The 19,795-nt window shown below is 75.0% G+C and carries 9 protein-coding genes; 8 read left to right on the forward strand and 1 reads right to left on the reverse strand.

Annotated elements, in window-relative coordinates; translation table 11 throughout:
• Window positions 1-44: 44 nt before the first annotated feature.
• Window positions 45-1,364 carry an acetylhydrolase gene (locus A3Q37_RS21235; RefSeq protein WP_065487397.1) on the reverse strand — a complete coding sequence of 440 codons (1,320 nt, stop codon included), beginning with the start codon at window positions 1,362-1,364 and terminating at the stop codon, window positions 45-47.
• Between the two features lie 483 nt (window positions 1,365-1,847).
• Here A3Q37_RS21235 and A3Q37_RS21240 point away from each other — a divergent pair, with 483 nt between their 5' ends.
• Genes A3Q37_RS21240 through A3Q37_RS21275 form a run of 8 tightly spaced genes read left to right on the forward strand, consistent with a single transcriptional unit; the run spans window position 1,848 to window position 19,784 of the window.
• Entirely contained in the window at window positions 1,848-5,243 is a 3,396-nt protein-coding gene (locus A3Q37_RS21240; RefSeq protein WP_065487047.1) for a non-ribosomal peptide synthetase, read from the forward strand.
• Window positions 5,240-11,143, forward strand: a complete 5,904-nt coding sequence (locus tag A3Q37_RS35850) for a non-ribosomal peptide synthetase/MFS transporter (RefSeq protein WP_079137907.1) — start codon at window positions 5,240-5,242, stop codon at window positions 11,141-11,143. Before A3Q37_RS21240 ends, A3Q37_RS35850 begins: the two co-directional genes overlap by 4 nt.
• Window positions 11,140-12,675, forward strand: a complete 1,536-nt coding sequence (locus A3Q37_RS21250; protein WP_065487049.1) for a class I adenylate-forming enzyme family protein — start codon at window positions 11,140-11,142, stop codon at window positions 12,673-12,675. Before A3Q37_RS35850 ends, A3Q37_RS21250 begins: the two co-directional genes overlap by 4 nt.
• A complete protein-coding gene (locus A3Q37_RS21255) occupies window positions 12,672-15,851 on the forward strand; it encodes a non-ribosomal peptide synthetase (RefSeq protein ID WP_079137908.1) in 3,180 nt (1,059 codons plus the stop codon). Before A3Q37_RS21250 ends, A3Q37_RS21255 begins: the two co-directional genes overlap by 4 nt.
• Window positions 15,844-16,047 carry an MbtH family NRPS accessory protein gene (locus A3Q37_RS21260; protein ID WP_030088163.1) on the forward strand — a complete coding sequence of 68 codons (204 nt, stop codon included), beginning with the start codon at window positions 15,844-15,846 and terminating at the stop codon, window positions 16,045-16,047. Before A3Q37_RS21255 ends, A3Q37_RS21260 begins: the two co-directional genes overlap by 8 nt.
• On the forward strand, window positions 16,044-16,334 hold the full coding sequence (locus A3Q37_RS21265; RefSeq protein WP_065487053.1) for a phosphopantetheine-binding protein: 291 nt from the start codon (window positions 16,044-16,046) through the stop codon (window positions 16,332-16,334). The genes A3Q37_RS21260 and A3Q37_RS21265 overlap by 4 nt, the downstream gene beginning before the upstream one ends.
• Entirely contained in the window at window positions 16,327-17,847 is a 1,521-nt protein-coding gene (locus A3Q37_RS21270; protein WP_079137909.1) for a condensation domain-containing protein, read from the forward strand. The genes A3Q37_RS21265 and A3Q37_RS21270 overlap by 8 nt, the downstream gene beginning before the upstream one ends.
• Entirely contained in the window at window positions 17,844-19,784 is a 1,941-nt protein-coding gene (locus A3Q37_RS21275; RefSeq protein WP_065487054.1) for a N,N-dimethylformamidase beta subunit family domain-containing protein, read from the forward strand. Before A3Q37_RS21270 ends, A3Q37_RS21275 begins: the two co-directional genes overlap by 4 nt.
• Window positions 19,785-19,795: the final 11 nt, after the last annotated feature.

Consider the following 19,795-nt stretch of genomic DNA (forward strand, 5'->3'; position numbering starts at 1 on the left):
GTATCCGTACGTGGACGGCCCGGGGGCGCTTGTCGTGTTCCCCGTCAGGGACGCTGGAACAGCACCTCCGGGTGGGCCGGGGACGGGCCGTCGAGCAGCCGGGCCGGCCGGCCGCGCAGGCTCCGGTCGAAGAACGCGGTCACATAGGCGCGGGTGATCGCCGTCGAACGGGCCGCGGAGAGCGGCGCGTCCGGGTCCACGATGCCGAGCTGCTCCCCGATCGCCGGGGTGTCCGTGAAGGTGAAGTGCCCGGAGTCCCGGACCGTCAGCCACCGCTTGAAGCCGTCCAGCCGGGTCCAGCCCTCGTCCCAGGACGTGTCGCCCGCGCCCGGGGCGTGCCCGGGGTCGGTCCCCAGCATCAGGAACGGCCGCCCGTCGAGCCCTCGGGCCGGGGCCGGGTCGAAGAACGTCCCGTCCATGTTGACGCCCGCGTCCACCCGGGGGTCGGCGGCCATCGTGGAGGCGGCCGCGTTGCCCCCGATGGAGTGGCCCGCCATGCCCACCCGCCGCGCGTCGATCGCCCCGGCGTGCCGCCACGCCGGGCGCGGCCCGGTCAGCCGGTCCAGCAGGAACGAGAAGTCGGCGGCCCGCCCGGCGGAGACGGCGGCCAGCACCTCGCGCCGCCCGGCCTCGTCGGGCTGCGCGTCCACCTCGTCGCAGGCGGCGCAGGTCAGCACCCGCCCGTCGGGCAGCTCCGTACCGGTCGACTCGTACGGATGGTCCGCCGTCGCCACGACGTACCCCCGGCTCGCCAGCTCCTCCGCGAGCCCGGTCAGCGTGGCCCGGGGCGTGCCGAAGCCGGGGGAGAGCAGCACCAGCGGGAAGCGCCCCGGGGCGGGCCGGGCGTCCGTACGGGAGAAGGTCCGGGTGGCGGCGACGAGACCGGGCCGCTCCGGGTCGTCGAGCCCGCGCTGCGCGAGCATCAGCCGCGCCTCCGTCTCCGGCATGTACGGGGCCGGGTCACCGCCGCTGCCGGGACGCGCCGGGTAGTGCAGCGACACCAGCAGCCGGCGCGGCCCGGCGGCCGGCACCCAGGGGTCGGCGCGCGTGTGGTCGGTGAGGAAGAGGGTGTCGCGGCCGGTGGCGTACGGCCCGGTGGGGCGGGAAAGCGTGAGCGCGGAGGGGGCGGCGGGGGCGGGGTCGCCGGAGGCGGGCGGGGCGGAGGCGGCCGGGGAAGCGGGCTTCGAGGCCGCGGGCGACGCAGGCGCTGAAGCCGTTTCCGCTTCCGTCGCTGTCGCCGTCGTTGCCCGGCCGGACGCGGAGGCGGGTGCGGCCGTCCCGGCGAGCGCGGCCAGGGAGGCCAGGGCCAGCGCCGTGGCGGTCGCGGCGGCCCCGGCCCGTCGGTTGCGAGGGAAGATCGTCATGCCCGCCACGCTAGGCGGCGGTCCGGGCCGCCCGCATCCGACGCCGGATGGAGCCGGTGTCGGACCAGGGGAGGACGGCGGCTGTCGGGCGGGGGAGGGCGGGGGCAGCGCCTCCGGTGGCCGGTGCGCCGGTGCCACGTCGGTGCCGGTATCGGCGCCGACACCGATACCGGGGGACGTACGTGCCGTTCGGGCCGGGCGATTTCGGCCAGTGAAGCAGGTATTGCCGCGCCCTTTCTGGTGGTTCGTCGCCATCCACGCGACCAGTACCGGCCACCTCTACGTGGTCCAGACCATTGACTTGGGTGGCCCCCTCCTCCTACCGTGACCGTTGCCCGGGGCCGAGGTCGCGGGGGAGGCCGGAACGCTTCACTGTCGCCCCCCGCACTGCTTTCTGATGACCCGTCGGCAACTGCGTCCGGTGCTGCCCGCCGTCCTCGGCGGTGCCGTCACCAACGGTCGGCACACAGGGGAGCACCGCACATGATCGGTACGGCCGGCGACACCGGGGCGGACACTTACGGCAGTGCCGACGCGGGGCACGGGGGCGCTGAGGGGCTGCCGTTGAGCCCGGCGCAGGAACGCCTCTGGTTCCTCCAGCAGTTGGAGCCCGACGACGCCTCGTACAACATCCCGCTCGTGCTCCGGCTGACCGGTGCGCTCTCCGAACCGGCGCTGCGCGCCGCGTTCGACGGGACCGCCGCCCGGCACGAGGCCCTGCGTACCCGGTTCCCGGACCTGGACGGCCGGCCCGCCGCGCTGGTCGAGCCGCCCGCGCCGGTGCCCGTCGAGAGCATCGACCTGCGCGGCCGCCCCATGGACGCGGCCCGGCTGCTGGCGGAGCGGACCAACGCCGCCTTCGACCTCGCGCGGGGCCCGCTGCTGCGGGTGAGCCTGCTGCGTACGGACGAGGACGAGCATCTGCTGTGCCTGGTCCTCCACCACATCGTCGCCGACGGCTGGTCGCTGAATCTGCTGCGCGCCGAGCTGGCCACCCGCTACGCCGCGCACCTCGAAGGCCGCGCCGTCGCTCTGCCCGAGCTGCTTCCGTACACCGCGTACGCCCGCAGGGAACGCGAGTTCGCCGAGGGCGGCGAGGGTTCCGATGCCGAGGCCGCGCTCGCCCACTGGCGCGATCGGCTCGCGGGCGCGCCGGTGCTCGATCTGCGGCCCACGGTGGCGGAGGGGGCCGGGGCCGCCGGCGGGGCGTTCCACACCCGGCGGATCGCCGGGGCGGGCGCGGCGGTCGACGCGCTGGCCCGGCAGAAGCGGTGCACGCCGTTCATGGTGCTGCTCGCCGCCTACCAGGTGCTGCTGCACCGCTGGACCCAACAGGACGACTTCTGCGTCGGGGTGCCGGCGGCCGGTCGCAACGAGCCCGAACTCGAAGAGCTGATCGGCTACTTCTCCACCACGCTCGTGCTGCGCGCCGAGCTTTCCGGCTCGCCGTCCTTCGGTGAGCTCCTGCGGCGCGTCCGCCGTTCCGCGCTGGCCGGATTCGCCCATGACCGTGTGCCGTTCGAGCGGCTCATCGACGAGCTGGGCATCGAGCGCAGCCTCGGCGTCAGCCCGCTCTTCCAGACCCTGCTGACCGTCCACACCCAGGACGGACGAGCAAGCGTGGAGCGGGACTTCGCCGGGCTGCGGTGTGAAGACGCCGACGGCGGTCACGCGGCCGGAAAGTTCGAGGTGATGCTCGACCTGCGCCGCGAGGGCGACGATCTGATCGCGGTGTTCGGCTACCGCACCGACCTCTACGACGACGCCTGGGTCACCCGGTTCGCCCGGCACTTCGAGACGCTGCTGCGCGGTGCGCTGGCCGACCCGGACGCGCCGGTGTCCGAACTGCCGCTCCTCGCACGGTCCGAGGTGGACGAGCTGCTGGCCCTGGGCACCGGCGCGGACGTCCCGGCGGCCGACACCGAGGCGCTGCCCGCCGTCCTGGGCCGGGCGGCCGAGACGTACGGCGACCGCACGGCAATGCGCGACGCGTCGGAAGAGCAGCCGGGCGAGCCGGCAGGCGGGCTGACGTACCGGGGACTGTGGGCGGCGGCCGGGGCGCTCGCGGTGCGGCTGCGGGAGGCGGGCGTACGGCGCGGGGACGTCGTCGGCGTGCTGCTGCCGCGCGGTACGCGGGCGGTCACCGCGATGCTGGCCGCCTGGCGGGCGGGCGCGGCCTATCTGCCGCTGGACCCCGCCTATCCGGCGGCCCGCCTGGAGTTCATGGTCGCGGACACCGGCGTACGCGTGGTCGTGGCGGACCCGGACGAGACCGGGGCCGGGATCGGGGCGGTGGGCGACGGCCTCGCCGGGCGCGTCACCGTGCTCGCGCCGGGCGGCCCGGACGGAACCGGCGTACCCGACCCGCGCTGGGAGGCGGGCCCGGACGACCCCGCGTACGTCATCCACACCTCCGGCTCCACCGGAACGCCCAAGGGCGTCGTCGTCCCGCACCGCGCGCTGGCTGCCCGGGTCGGCTGGATGCGGGAGAACTACGGCATCACGGCGGACGACGAGGTGCTCCAGTTCGCCTCCCTGAGCTTCGACACCCACGCCGAGGAGATCTACCCGGCGCTCACCGCCGGAGCCCGCCTGGTCGTCGCCGGATCCGACAGCACCCTGCCGGACCACCTCCGGCTCGCCGCCGCCGGTGACGGCCCCGGACCGACCGTCCTGGACCTGCCCACGCCGTACTGGCACGAGCTCGTCGACGACCTCGGCGCGCAGGCCCGGCCGCCGGGCCTGCGGCTGCTGATCCTCGGCGCGGACCAGGTGCAGCAGCGCGCGGTCGCCGCCTGGCGGGCCCGCTTCGGCGACACCGTGCGGGTGGTCAACTCCTACGGACCCACCGAGACCACGGTCATCGCCGCCACCGCCGAACTCGGCCGCGCCGACGCGATCCACCGCCCGCCCATCGGCAGCCCGGTCGGCGGCACCACGCTCACCGTCTGCGACGCGCTGGGCCGGCTCATGCCGTACGGAGCGCCCGGCGAACTCCTCGTGGGCGGCGCGGGGGTGACGTACGGCTACGGCGGCAGGCCCGGGGCCACCGCGCGGTCCTTCGTGCCCGATCCGTACGGCCCGCCGGGCGCACGCCGCTACCGCACCGGCGATCTGGTCCGGTGGCGGGCGGACGGACGACTGGAGTTCCTCGGCCGCATCGACGACCAGGTCAAGGTGCGCGGCTTCCGCGTCGAGCCCGGCGAGGTGGAGACCGCGCTGCTGGCCCTGGACGGAGTCGGCCGGGCCGTGGTGACCGTACGGGACGAGGCGCTGGTCGGGTACGTGGTGCCGGAGCGGGACGGCGGTGATGGTCCGGAGGTACCGGCAAGCGACGGCAGCCGTCCCGAAGGCAGCGGTCCCGAAGCCCCGGAAAGCGGTGGGCAGCGGCTCACGGCGGGGGCTCTGCGCGCCGCTCTGGCCGCCGTGCTCCCCGCCCACCTGGTCCCGAACTCCCTGGTCGTCCTGGACAGTCTGCCGCTGACCCCGAACGGCAAGGTGGACCGCCGCGCCCTGCCCGCGCCCGAGCAGCGGCCCGACCTCGGACCCGGTTACGTGGCCCCGCGCACCGATGCGGAGGGGCTCGTCGCCGAAGTGTGGACCGAGGTGCTGGGCCTGGACCGGGTCGGCGCGCTGGACGACTTCTTCGACCTCGGCGGCCACTCGCTCCTGGCCACCCGCGTCGTCGCCCGGATCCGGGCGGCCGCCGGTCTGCCGGTGCCGTTGCGGACGCTGTTCGCCCACCGCACCGTCGAGGCGTTCGCGGTCGCGGTGGAGGACCTGCTGCTGGCGGAGATCGAAGCGCTGTCCGACGAGGACGCCGAGCAGCTGCTCGCGGCCGAGTCCGGCCCGGAGAGAAACGGAACGACCACGGCATGAGCAGCACCGAGGCACGCCCGGCCGACGGCACCCGGGACGGCGACACGAGCGACAGCTCCGGCGGCACCGGAACCGCCGGTCGAAGCGACACCAGCGAGGGGAGCAGCGCCGCGAGACCCGGTGGCAGGTCCGCCGCCCAGCTCTCCGACGCCAAGCGCGCCCTGCTCGCCCAGCGGCTGCGCGGCCGCGCCCGCCCGACGCAGGCCGTGCCGAGGCGTCCCGAAGGCGCCGTGCCGCCGCTCTCCTTCGCGCAGGAACGCCTGTGGTTCATGGAGCAGTTCGCGCCCGGCACCGCCGCGTACAACATCCCGGTCGCCCGCCGGCTGCGCGGCCCGCTGGACCGCCCCGCCCTGCAACGGGCGCTCGACGCGGTGATCGCCCGCCACGAGACGCTGCGCTCCCGCTATCCGGCCACCGACGACGGCCGCCCGGTCCTGGAGATCGCCGCACCCGCCCCGTTCGGCCTGCGCACCGCCGACGCGGACGACGAGGAGCACGCGGCCCGGCTCGTCGACGAGCTGGGAGCCCTGCCCTTCGACCTGGTCACCGGCCCGCTGATCAACGGTCTGCTGGTCCGCATCGCCGACGACGACCATGTGCTCCTCCTCGTCGTGCACCACAGCGTCAGCGACGGCTGGTCCAGCGAGGTACTGGTCTCCGAGGTGCTGCGCGGCTACACCGCGTACGCGACCGGCGGACCGGACCCGCTCACCGAACTTCCGGTCCAGTACGGCGACTTCGTGCTCTGGCAGCGCGACCGGCTGACCGGCGGCCGACTGGCCGAGGAAGTCGCGTACTGGGCCGGTGAACTCTCCGGCGTCCGGCCGCTGGAGCTGCCGACGGCCCGCCCGCGACCCGAGCGCCAGACCTTCGACGGCGCGGGGTTCGGCTTCGACGTCGACCGCGACCTCCTCGACCGGCTCACCGCCCTCGGCAAGCAGCACGGCGCGACCGTGCACATGGTGCTGCTCGCCGCGTTCCAGCTGGTGCTGTCCCGCTTCTCCGGACAGCGGGACTTCGCCGTCGGCTCGCCGGTGGCCGGACGTCCGGAGCCCGAACTCGAAGGGCTCGTCGGGATGTTCGTCAACGTCCTGGCACTGCGGGCCCGGCTCGACGGCGACCCGTCCTTCACCGAACTCCTCGCCCGGACCCGGGAGACCTGTCTGGAGGCGTACGCTCACCAGGAGCTGCCGTTCGCCCAGCTGGTGTCCGAGCTGAACGTCGAACGGGACGTGACGCGGTCACCGGTGTTCCAGGCGGTGCTGGCGATCCAGAACTACGCCCCGGCCGCCCGGCAGGAAGAACTCGCCCTGGACGTCGAGCCGTTCGGGCTGCGCGCCGCAGGGACCCGGTTCGACCTGGAGCTGTTCCTGATGGAGTGGCCCGGCGGGCTGCGCGGTGCGTTCAACTACAACACCGACCTCTTCGACGAGTCCGGCATCGCCCGGATCGCCGACAGCCTCGACCGCCTGCTGCACGCCGTCGCCGACCGGCCCGACCTGCCCGTCTCCGCGCACGACCTCCTGGATCCCGTCGAGCGGACCCGGATGCTCGACACGTGGAACGACACGGCCGTCGCCCTCCCGGACGACGCGACCCTGACCGGCCTCGTCGCCGCGCAGATCGCCCGGACGCCGGACGCCGTCGCCGTGGACTTCGGCGGCGAGACGCTGACGTACGCCGAACTGGACCGGGCCGCCGAACGGGTCGCGCGACGGCTGGCCCGCGAAGGCGTCGGTCCCGGAAGCCTGGTGGCGGTCAGTGCCGAGCGCTCGCTCGACCTGCTCCCGGGCCTCCTCGGCGTCCTCAGGACCGGTGCGGCCTACACCCCGCTCGACCCCGAATACCCGGCCGAGCGGCTGGCGTTCATGCTCGCGGACAGCGGAGCGGAGGCGCTTCTCACCCAGCGCCGGGTGCCGGTGCCCGAAGGGTGCGCGGCGCGCGTCCTGCTGCTGGACGATCCGGTGGAGCGGGGCGACGACGACGGCGGGCCCGGCGGCGACGGCGTACGCCTCGTGGCTCCGGCCGCCGACGACCTCGCGTACATGATCTACACCTCCGGCTCCACCGGCCGCCCCAAGGGCGTGCCCAACACCCACCGGGCCATCGCCAACAGGCTGCTGTGGATGGCCCGTACGTACGGCCTCACACCCGCCGACGCCGTCCTCCAGAAGACGCCGACGGGCTTCGACGTCTCCGTCTGGGAGCTGTTCCTGCCGCTGATCACCGGAGCCCGGCTGGTCGTCGCGCAGCCCGGCGGACACAAGGACGCCGCGTATCTGCGGGACACCATCGCCGAACGCGGCGTCACCGTCGCGCACTTCGTGCCCGCCATGCTCGACGTGTTCCTCGCCGAGGACGACGTGGAGCGCTGCACCACCTTGCGCCGGGTCGTGTGCAGCGGCGAGGAGCTGGCCCCGCACACGGCCCGAGCGTTCACCGCCCGGCTGCCGCACTGCGCGCTCGCCAACCTGTACGGGCCGACCGAGGCGGCCGTCGACGTGACCAGCTGGGAGTGCGCGGGCGACCTCGCCGTCGTGCCGATCGGCGCACCGGTCGACAACACCCGGCTGTACGTCCTCGACGCCGACCTGCGCCCCGTCCCCGTCGGCACGCCCGGCGAACTCCTCATCGGCGGCGTCCAGGTCTCCGTCGGCTACCACCGCCGACCCGGCCTGACCGCCGCCCGCTATGTCCCCGACCCCTTCGGCCCGCCCGGCGCCCGCCTCTACCGCACCGGAGACCTGGCCCGGTGGCGGGCGGACGGACAGCTGGAGCACCTGGGCCGGATCGACCAGCAGGTCAAGATCCGGGGGCTGCGCATCGAGCCCGGCGAGATCGAGGCCGCGCTCCGCGCCGAGGAGGGCATCGCCGCCGCGGCTGTGATCGTCCGCGAGGACACCCCGGGCGACAAGCGCCTGGTGGCGTACGTGGTGCGCGCAGCGGACGCGGACACCGGCCCGAAGGGCCCAGGAAGCCCGGACGCCGGCCCGGACGCGGTGGGCGGCCCGGAGACGGTGGGCGGCCCGGAGGCAGCGGGGGACGCGGACACCGGACCCGAACCCGACCCCGCCCTCCTGCGCACCGCCCTGCGCCGCACGCTCCCCGACTACATGGTCCCGGCCGCCTTCGTCACCCTCGACGCCCTCCCGCTCACCCCCAACGGCAAGCTCGACCGCCGCGCCCTGCCCGCGCCGCAGGCCCGCCGTACCGGTGGCGCGATGGCCGCGCCGGAGACCGCCACCCAGCAGGTGCTGGCCGAGATCTGGGCCGAGATCCTGAATCTGCCCGAGGTCGGCGTCGACGACGACTTCTTCGACCTCGGCGGCCACTCGCTGCTCGCCACGCAGGTCATCGCCCGCGCCCGCAAACGGCTGCCGGAGGCCGGCGCCCGGCCGGTCAGCGTCATGGACCTGTTCACCTCCCGTACGGTCCGTGAACTCGCCGCCCTGGCCGACCTGGACGAGTCCGAACGCGGCCCGCGCCACCTGCTCCACCGGCTCACCCGCCCCACACCGCCCGCCGACCGGATCCTCTCCTTCGTCTGCGTCCCGTACGGCGGCGGCAGCGCGGTCGTCTACCAGCCGGTCGCCGACGAACTGCCCGCCGGACACGACCTGTGGTCCGTGGCCATCCCGGGCCACGACATGGGCGTCACCGAGGAACACCTGGCCTTCGACGAACTGGCCCGGAAGATCGCCGACGAGATACGCGAACGGGTCGAGGGACCGGTCGCGCTGTACGGGCACTGCGCCGTCGGCAGCGCGCTGACCGTCGCCGTCGCCCGGCTCCTCGAAGCGGCGGACCGGGAGGTGGAGGCCGTCTACATCGGGGCGCAGTTCCCGTTCGCCCGGCCGCGCGGCCGGGTGCTGGGTCTGCTGAGCCGCGTCTCCGCGCTCGACCCGCTGCTCAGCGACCGCGTCTACTTCACCTGGCTGCGCTCCATGGGGGCCGAGGTCGGCGACCTCGACGAGGCCCAGATGAAGTTCATGATCGGCAACATGCGCGCCGACTCCCGGGCGGCGGAGGAGTACTTCACCGAGGTACTGGCCGAGGTCGAGGCGGGCGGTGCGCTGCTGCGCGCCCCGGTGATCTCGGTGATCGGCAACCGCGATCCGGCGACCGACTTCCACCAGGAGCGCTACCGCGAGTGGCAGATGCTCGCGGAGCGCTCGGCGCTGGCGGTCCTGGACGAGGGCGGCCACTTCTTCCTCAAGTACCGGGCCCGGGAGCTCGTCGAGATCATCACGCGCACGCACACGGCGGTCGCGGCCGGTCCGGAGGCGGTACGGGAGCTGCCGCAGGAGGCGGACGACGGGTCGTGGTGGTTCCACGAGGTGAGCGGGAAGGCCGGGAAGGGCGGGAAGCGGGCCGAGGAGCGGTCCGAGACCGCCGGCGCGGCGCACGGGACCGGGGAGGCCGAGCGGGCCGGGCAGGCCGTCGACGCCGGGCCGCCGCCCGGCATGGGCCGCTTCCTGGCCGTCGCCTTCGGCCAACTGCTCTCCATCACCGGATCCGCGCTCACCGAGTTCGCGCTGCCGGTGTGGATCTACATGGAGACCGGCTCGATGGGCAAGTACGCCCTCTACGCCGTCATCGGCATGCTGCCCGGCATCCTCGTCGGACCGCTGGCCGGAGCCGTCGTCGACCGGCTCGACCGCCGACGGGTCATGCTGACCAGCGACGTGGTCGCCGGCTCCACCCAGGCGGCGCTGCTGACGCTCCTGCTGAGCGGCAGCCTCGCCTCCTGGCACATCTACGTCCTGCTCGGCGTGCTGTCGGTCGCGCTCACCTTCCAACGGCTCGCGTACGCCTCCTCCGTACCGCAGCTGGTGCCCAAGCAGTACCTCGGCCACGCCAACGGCATCACGCAAATGGCCTTCGGTTTCGCGCAGTTCATCGTTCCGCTGGCTGCGGTGGCGCTGATGGCCGGGATCGGTCTGAAGGGCATCCTCATCCTCGACGTCGTCAGCTACACCATCGCCATCGGTGTGCTGTCGTTCGTGAAGTTCCCGAAGACGCTGCCGTGGACGCGGCGGGAGTCGCTGGTCGCGGAGATCAAGCACGGCTTCGCCCACTCCTGGCGCAACCGGGGCTTCCGGGCCATGCTCCTGTGGTTCGCGGCGCTGAACATCTTCCTGTCCCCGCTGTTCCTGCTGGTCACCCCCTTGGTGCTGTCGTTCGACTCGCTGGAGGCCGTGGCCCGGATCTCGGTGGCCGGCGGGGCGGGCGCGATCCTCGGCGGCATCGCGATGGGCTTCTGGGGCGGCCCGAAGCGCGACCGGATGCGCGGCATGCTGGGCCTGGCCGGGCTGCTCGCGCTGGCCTGTGCGCTGGTCGGGGTCCGGGCGGACCTGTGGATCATCGGCGTCGGCGCGTTCGGGATGTCCTGCGCGCTGTCGATGGTGAACGGCGTCTACACGACGATCGTCCAGATCAAGGTCCCGCAGCGGTTCCACGGCCGGGTGTTCGCGCTGAACACGCTGGTCGCCTGGTCCACCCTGCCGATCGGGCACGGGATCATCGCGCCGGTGGGCTCGTCGGTCTTCGGCCCGATGTTCGAGGACGGCGGCTCGCTGACCTCGACGGTCGGAACCCTCATCGGTACGGGTCCGGGGCGCGGGATCGGCTTCATGTACCTGCTGTTCGGCGCGGCCATGCTGGCCCTGGTGGTGATCGGCCTCCGGCTGCCGGTGCTGGCCCGCTTCGACCTCGACGTCCCGGACGCGTTGCCGGACGACCTGGTCGGCATCCAGGAACGCGAACGCCGGGCACAGGAGGCGCGGCGGGCGCGGGAGGCACAGGGCGCCCGTGATGCAGGGGGCGCACGAGACACCCGGGTCCCGCAGGACGCACAAGCCACCCAGGACACCCAGGTCATCCTGGAGGACGCCCGATGACCACCGCCCCGCGCAGCCTGCCCGCCCTGCTCGGCCACCGGGCCGCCGCCGACCCCGGCCGCACCGCGCTGATCTGCGGCCCCCGCACCCTGACCTTCGGCGCGTGGCACGACCGGGCCGATGCGCTCGCCGCCGGGCTGCGGAGCCGGGGCCTCGGGCCGGGGGCGCGGGTCGTGCTCCGCTACGGCAGCGGCGACTGGATCGCGTACGCCGTCGCGTACTGCGGTGTCCTGCGCGCCGGTTGCGTCGCCGTACCGCTCTCGGACCGGCAGGCCCCGGCGACCGCCGCCCACGTCCTCGCGGACAGCGGGGCCACCGCCGTACTGCACCCGGCCGGGGCGGATCTACCCGCCGGCCTGCTCCCGGCCGGAGTCCGGTCGGCCACGGCGGAGGAGGTCGAGGCGACGGAAGCAGCGTGGTCCGGTACGGAGGCCGCATCGTCCGGTGCGGAGGGCTCCGCCGAGCCGCTCGCCGAGCCCGACCCCGCCGCCCTCGCCCAGATCCTCTACACCTCCGGCACCACCGGCAGGCCCAAGGGCGTCACCGCCACCCACGGCAATCTGGCGTACGGCTGCACGCTCGACGAGCGCCGCCGTCCGCTCCGGCACTCCCGCCACTTCCTGCACGCCTTCCCCGTCGGCACCAACGCCGGGCAGACGATGCTGGTCAACGCTCTCGACTCCGCCGCCACCGCCGTGGCCGCACCGCAGTTCACCCCGGGCCGGTTCGCGCGGCTCATCGAGGAGTACGGGGTCGGCAGCGTGTTCCTCGTGCCGGCGATGGCCATCGAACTGCTCGGCTCCGAGGCCGCCCGACGGTACGCCACCGACAGCGTCCGGCTCGTCGGCTCCACCGCCGCCGCCCTCCCCGGGCCCGTCGCCCTCGGCCTCGCCCGCGCCTTCCCGCGCGCCCAGGTCGTCAACTACTACACCTCCACCGAGGCCGCCCCCGCCCAGATCACTCTGCTCTTCGACCCCGACCGCCCCGACTCCCCGGGCCGCCCCGCCTCTCTGCGCGACCTGCGGATCACCGCTCCCGACGGGACTCCGCTGCCGCCCGGCGAACCGGGCGAGGTCCGGCTCCGCACCTCGGCCGCACCCCGCGCCTACCTCGGCGAGGACGCCGCGCGGTCGGAGGTCTTCCAGGGGCACTGGGTGCGGATGGGCGACCTCGGACGGCTGGACGAGGACGGGTATCTGGAGCTGCTGGACCGGGAGCGGGACGTCATCAAGTCCGGTGCGTACAAGGTCTCCACGCTTCAGGTGGAGGAGGCGCTGCACGCCCACCCGGCGGTGGCGGACGCGGCGGCGTTCGGTGTTCCGCACCCCGTCCTGGGGTCGGTCGTCGCCGCCGTGGTCGTGCCGCGCGGCGAGCTGACCGTGCCGGAGCTGCGGACCTTCCTGCTCGACCGGCTGGCGGCCCACGAACTTCCGGCCCGCCTGCTGTTCCGCCCCTCCCTGCCGCGCAACGAGGGCGGCAAGATCCTCAAGCGCGAGCTGCGCCTGCTCCTGGACGACGAGGCCCTGCGATGACGAACACGACGACGTCTCCCTCCCCTTCCGCACCTCCTTCTCCCGAACGCGCCCTCGGGCCGGCCCAGCACGGGATGTGGATCACCGAACAGGTGCTGAGGCCCGGCTCCGCGCACCACCTCGCGGTGACCGCGCGGTTCGCCGTACCGCCCGATCCGGCGGCGCTCGACGCAGGCTGCGCCCGTCTGCTCGCGCGGCATCCGGTGCTGGCGTCGCGGCTGGACCCGGAGGGTCCCGCGCTCGCCCCGGCCACCGGCCGCGCGCCGGAACTCCGCCGGCTGACGTGCGCGGCGGACGAACTCGACGCGCTCCTCGCGCGGGAGAGCGCCCGGCCCTTCGACCTGGCCGCCGGTCCGCTCGCACGGTTCGCGCTCATGACGGCCGGGGACGCCGGCCCGGTGCTGCACGTCGTGGTCCACCACCTGGTGTTCGACGGCATGTCGAAGGACGTCCTGCTCGCGGAGATCCTCGGCGCGGGGACGACCGCCGGCCTGCCGCCGGACGAGCCCGCCGAGCCGACGGCCGGAGAGGCGGCCGCGGCAGCGGAGTTCTGGACCGGCCGCTGGTCGGACCCGGCCGCGCCCGCGCTCCCCGGCCTTCCGCCCTCCGTACGCGACACGACCGCTCCGGCACCGGGCTCCGCCGTCCCGTTCACGCTCGATGGCCCGCTCCACGCCCGGATCACCGACATCGCGCGGTCGCTCGGCGTCACCCGCTTCGAACTGCTCCTGGCGCTCTGGCACACGCTGCTGTTCCGCTACGGCGACCGAGCGCCCGTCACCGCGCTGGAACTCTCCACCAGACGCCCGGGAAGCCCCGACCACATCGGCCTGTACGTCAACGAGCTGCCGCTCTTCAGCCGCCCCGCCCCGGACCGGCCGTTCGCCGACTTCGCCCAGGACGTCCGCGCCGAGCTGCGGGACCTCTACGACCACCGCACGGTCCCGCTCGGCCGTGCCGTGCGCGGCGGCCTCACCCCGCGCACCGCGCTCACCCCGCTCTCGGTCAGCTACCGCCGCCGTACCGGCTGGGAGGCGCGGGAAGCGCCGGACATCGCCGTGGACTGGATCGGCTTCACGCACGCGGTCCGCAATCTGGCCCACCTCCAGCTCGTGGAGGGGCCGGACGGGGTGGACGGCTCGTTGCAGTACCGGACCGACGCCTTCGCGCCCGGCGCGCCCGCCCGGATCGTCGGCCACTTCCGTACGCTCCTCGGCGCGGTGCTCACCGCACCGGACACCCGCCTCGCCGACCTGCCGCTGCTGGCGGGCGACGAGCTGGACCGGGCGCTGTACGCGGGCAACGGCACGCCCGCGGCCCGTCCGGCGGATGCCACGGTGTGGGCGATGTTCGCGGACCGGGCGGCGGCGGACCCGTCCGCCGTGGCCGTGGTCGCACCGGACGGAGCTGAACTTTCCTACGGTGAACTCCACGCGGCCGCAGAGGCGTTCGCGGACCGGCTGGCCGCCGAGGGCATCGGGTCCGGTGATCTCGTGGGCGTCCAGGTCGCCCGGTCGGCGGGCGAACTGACCGCCGTGCTCGGTACGTTGGCGGCGGGGGCGGCCTACGTGCCGCTGGATCCGGGCTATCCGGCCGACCGGCTCGCCTTCGTCCGCGCGGACGCGCGCCTGGCCGCCCTGGTCGTCGAAGGTCCTGTGCCGGACGGGCTGCCCGATGGCCTGCCGGTGCTGTCCCCGGAGCGTGGGGCACCCCTGGAGCACGGGGCGTCCTCGGAGCGCCGGGAGGCTCTCGCGCCGCCGCGCGACCGGCCCACCGCTCCGGCCGCCGGGGATCCCGCGTATGTCCTCTACACCTCCGGCTCCACGGGCCGGCCCAAGGGCGTCGAGGTGCCGCACAGCGCGCTCGCCAACCTCCTCGGCGCGCTGGCCGACCGGCTGACGGCGGGGCCGGGGGACCGCTGGCTGGGGCTGACCTCGCTGTCCTTCGACATCTCCACCGTGGAACTGCTGCTGCCGCTGACCACCGGAGCCCGCGTCGTCCTCGTCCCGGAGGAGCGGCAGCGCGACGGCGCGGCGCTGCTGAAGCTGATCGAGGCCCATGACGTCACCCATGTCCAGGCCACGCCGAGCAGCTGGCGGCTGATGCTGGCCGCCGGGCTGCACTGCCCCGGTCTCGTCGGCCTGGCGGGAGGCGAGGCGCTTCCGGAGCCGCTGGCCGCCGAACTGGCCCGGTCCGTAGGCAGGTTGATCAACGTCTACGGTCCGACCGAGACCACCGTCTGGTCCACCCTGGCCGAGCTGATTCCCGGCGACCCGGTCACGATCGGCCGGCCGCTGGCCGCCACCCGGGCGTACGTCCTCGACGCGCACGGCGGGCCCGTACCGGACGGCGTCCCCGGCGAACTGCACCTCGGCGGCGCGGGCCTGGCCCACGGCTACCGGGGCCGCCCCGGGCTGACCGCCCAGCGCTTCGTGCCGGACCCGTGGGGGCCGCCGGGCTCGCGGATGTACCGCACGGGCGACCTGGTGCGCCGACTTCCGGACGGGCGGCTGGAGTTCGCCGGACGCGCCGACACGCAGATCAAGCTGCGCGGCCACCGCATCGAACTGGGCGAGATCGAGGCCCGGCTCGTCGACCACCCTGCGGTGTCCCAGGCCGTGGTGGTCCTGGACCGCGCGGACGACGCCGGCGAGGCCGGGGAGACCGGGCAGGACCGGCTGGTGGCGTACGTCGTCGGAGCCGGGCAGCAGGCCCTGGCCGCCGACGGCCTCCGCGCCCACCTGGCCCGTACGCTCCCCGCCGCCATGGTCCCCGCCACCTGGGTCCCGCTGTCCGCGCTGCCGCTCACCCCGAACGGCAAGGTGGACCGGGCCCGGCTGCCGCAGGCCCCGAGGACCCGGCCGGAGGCCGCCGCGAAGGCCGGGGCCGGGGCGGTCGCCGCCGGAGGCGAGGAGGCCGGCGCACCGCCGGCCGGGACCGCCGCCGTGGTGCGCGCCATCTGGCAGGAGGTGCTGCGGCTCGACGACATCGGCCCGGACGAGGACCTCTTCGACCTCGGCGGTCACTCGCTGACGATCACCGCCATCGCCGCCCGGATCCGCAAGCGGCTCGGCGTCGAGGTGCCCCTCGACGTCTTCTTCGACACCCCGACGCTCGCCGAGGTCTCGGCCGTGGTGAGCGAGCTCCAGCAGCAGGAGGAGAGCAGCGATGAGTGACGCAACCGCGTACCAGGTGGTCGTCAACGACGAGGAGCAGCACGCGCTGTGGCCCGCCAGGACCGATCCGCCGGCCGGCTGGCGGGCGGAGGGCTTCTCCGGGTCGGAGGAGGAGTGCATGGCCCATGTCGACCGGGTCTGGACGGACATCCGCCCGCTCGGCCTGCGCCGCCGTCTCGCGGAGCAGGGCCGGTGACGGCCCCGGCCGCCGCCGGGGCCGCGCTGCGGGTGCGGGTCGTCGGGATGGTGTCCCGTGCCACCGACGGCGAGGTGACCGAGGCCGAACTGCTGGCCGAGGGCGTCTCGTTGACCGCTCTCGGGGTGACGTCGCTGGCGCTGCTCCGGCTGATCGACGCGGTGGAGGAGGAGTTCGGGATCTTCCTCGACCTCGACGGGCCGTTCCGCTTCCTGGACGACCTTGACGGCCTGGTCGGCCATCTGGCCGAGCTGGGCGCGGAGCCGGGCGGCGGCGACCATGGCTGAGCCCGCGGTGGCGGAACCGATCACCACCCTCACCGAAAAGACCTGCTCCGCCGGGGAGAAGATCTCCACCGAGGTGGGCTTCCGCGGTGAGCGATCGGGGACGGCCCCGCTCACCTGGGGCCAGCGGGCCATCTGGCACGCGATCCGCCGCACCGCGCCGAACGACCACTACTTCAACATCGGCCGCGTCCTGCCGCTGGCCGACCGGGGCCGCCCCGCCACGGTCGCCGCGACGCTGGACGCGCTGGCCCGGCTGATCGAGCGGCACGAGGCGTTGCGGACCCGCCTCGTGCCGCCGGCGGCGGACGGCGGACCGTCGCAGTGGCTCGCGGACACCGGTTCGCTGCCCGTGACGATCTCCCCGGCCACCGGCCTCCCGGAAGCGGCGGCCGAGGCGGAAGCGCTCCTCGACAGGCTGTCCGCCACTCGCTTCGACTACCCGGCCGAGTGGCCGCTGCGCGCCGCCCTGGTCACCGTGGGCGACCGGGTCACCCACGCCGTGCTGGTGCTGTGCCACCTCGCTGCCGACGGGCACGCCGCCGAGGTCCTCGTACGGGATCTGCGGCTGCTGGTCCGGCGCGGCTCGGCCGGGCGGCCGCCCGCCACCACCCCGCTGGACCTGGCGCGCGGCCAGCACGCCGAGGCCGGGCGGCGGCGCGGTGCGGCGGCCCTGGCGCACTGGGAGGCGGGCTTCCGGGCCGCGCCGCCGACGATGTTCCCCGAGCCGTGCGCGGAGCCCCGCAGCCCGCGCTTCTGGACCGGGCGGATCGTCTCGCCGGCCCTGGCCCGTGCGGTCGCGGCGGTCGCCGCCACGCACCGGGTCAGCGGCTCCACCGTGCTGCTCACCGCGTCGGCCGCGCTGGTGGCCGCCGGGGAGGGGCACCGTACGGCGGCCGTGATGCCGATCGTCGGCAACCGCTCCGCCGTGGCCCTGCGCGACCTGGTCTCCACGCTGTCGCAGGACGGCCTGTTCGTCCTCGACCTGGCGGCGGCCGAAAGGAACACCGAGGACGGAGAGGGGGAGAAGGAAGGGGCCGGGGCGGCCCGGTTCACGGACCTCCTCCCCGCCGCCCACCGTGCGGCCCTGCGCGCCTACCGGGCCGCCGTGTACGACCCGGTGGAGTGGGACGCGCTCGGCGAGCGGCTGCGCACGGAGTACGGGCGCGAGGTGCACCCGTACTGCTGCTTCAACGACATGCGCCTGGTCGAACGGCCCGTACCCGAAGGCCCGCGGCCCACCCCGCGGGAGCTGGCGGAGGCCCGGCGGCGGACCGCCTTCGGATTCCCCGCGACCCAGGACCGGGTGGCGTGCCGCTACTGCCTGCACATCACCGAGGAGGGCGACGCGCTGGCGGTCTCGCTCACCGCCGACACCGCGTATCTGCCGCCGGAGGCGATCCGCGCGCACCTGTACGCGATGGAGGAGCTGATCGTCACGAGCGCGGCGGGCAGCCCTCCGCCGATCCCGGACCTCCGCGCACTGCTGGAGTCGGCGGAGGGTGCCCGGTCATGACCACCGGCGAACCGTTGCGGGCCTGGGCCGACCGGACCTCCTGCGTCCAGGGCGGCCGGCTCGCCTTCCAGCTGACGGGGGCCGGCCGGTCGACGGACGTCCGGGTCCGCGTCTTCGACGGGTTGAGCGACGAACTGCTCCTCACGGCTGCGGCGACCGGCCCCGACTGGACCCTGGACGTCCCGCCGGAGTGGCCCAGTTCGCTCTGCCGCGCCGCCTTCGACGTACCGGGCGAGGACCGGCCGACGACCGACGAGGCCGAGCACGAGGTCTGGTTCGTCGTCCGGGCGGCCCGCCCCGGCACGGCCTCCCGGATCCTCGTCCCGGTCCCGTTCGCCACCTGGCGCGCGTACACCCATGCCGGGCAGCCGCACCGGGGCCTCTACTACTCGGAGCAGCCCCACCGCGCCGCCCGGGTCTCCTTCGCCTCGCCCGGCGGCGGTCCGCCGCCCGAGCGCTGGGAGGAAGGGCTGCTGCGCTGGCTGCCGACGGCCGGCTATCCGGTGGACCTCTGCTCCGGCCTTGACCTCCACGGCGGCGACGAACTCCTCTCCCACTACCGCCTGCTGGTCGTCAACGGCCATGACGAGTACTGGTCGATGGAGATGCGCGACAGCGTCGAGGCGTTCGCGCGGCGCGGCGGCAACGTGGCCTTCTTCGCCGCCAACACCGCCTGGTGGCAGATGCGGCTGGAGGACGGCGGCCGCACCATGGTCTGCCACCGGGACGCGCTCACCGACCCGATGACGGCGGTCGACCCGCGCCGGACCACCGTCGAGTGGTCCAGCTCGCCCGTGGACCGCCCGGAGAACACGATGACCGGCCTCAGCTTCCGCCGGGGCGCGGGAGCCTGGGGCGAGGGCATGGCGGTGATGCGCAAGGACGCCTACACGGCCCGGTTCGCCGGGCACTGGGCCTTCGCCGGTACGGGGCTGGCGGACGGCGAACCCTTCGCGCGCGGCGCGCTCGGCTACGAGACCGACGCCTGCGACCTGGAGTGGACCGGCGATGTGCCGCGGGCGACGGGCGTGGACGGGACACCGGGCTCGTTCGTCGTCCTCGCCACCGCGGATCTGCGGCACTGGCGGGAGTACGGGCAGGGCGGCGCGGCGACGATGGGCGTCTTCCGGCTCGGCGCGGGCACGGTGTTCAACGCGGGCACGATCAACTGGGGCAGTGTCCTGGCGGACGATCCGGTCGCGGACCGCATCACCCGCAACGTCCTGGACCGGCTCGGCGGAACGGCCCCCGGCGACGGTTGGGAGGCGGCCGGAGACCCGGACGACGTGCATGCGCTGGCCGTCTGCGCGAACACCCTGTTCGGCGTCGACGGCCGGGGTCGGCTGCTGTGCCGGGAGCCGTCCGGGCAGAACCTGCCGTGGCGGCCGGTCGGGCACGCCCCCGGGGTACGGGCGCTGGCCTCGGCGCGCGAGGCGTCCGGCGGGCTGCCGCTGGAGCTGTACGCGGCGACGGAGGACGGCCGGCTGCTGCGCCGTCCACCGGTGCCGGGGCCGGTGCCGGGGGTGCGGGAGTGGGTGGAGGCCGGGACGGTGCCGGCCGGCACGACCGCGCTCGCCCTCTGCGACGCGGGGATCTTCGCCGTGACCCCGCACGACGACACGCTCCACCACGTCTCCGCGCTCGCGCTCGACGAGCCGTGGCAGGCGGTGGGGGACGCGGGCGGTGCGGTCGCGCTGACCACGCTGAACAGCAGGCTCTGGGCGGTCACCGCCGACGGCCGCCTCCGCACCCGCCTCCCGGCGGGCCCGGCGGACGGCCCCGCCGCCTTCACGGACGCCGCGGTGCCGGGCCCGCCCTCGGCGACCGGCCGCCCGGGCGGCTGCACGGGGCTGGCGGGCCGCGCCGGACGTCTGTACGCGGCCGTCGCCGGAGGCCCGCTGCTGCTGTGCGCGCGACCCTCCGTACCGCCCGGCTGATCGCTTCCGGC

Source organism: Streptomyces sp. PTY087I2, from assembly GCF_001687325.1.
Classification (GTDB): Bacteria; Actinomycetota; Actinomycetes; order Streptomycetales; family Streptomycetaceae; genus Streptomyces.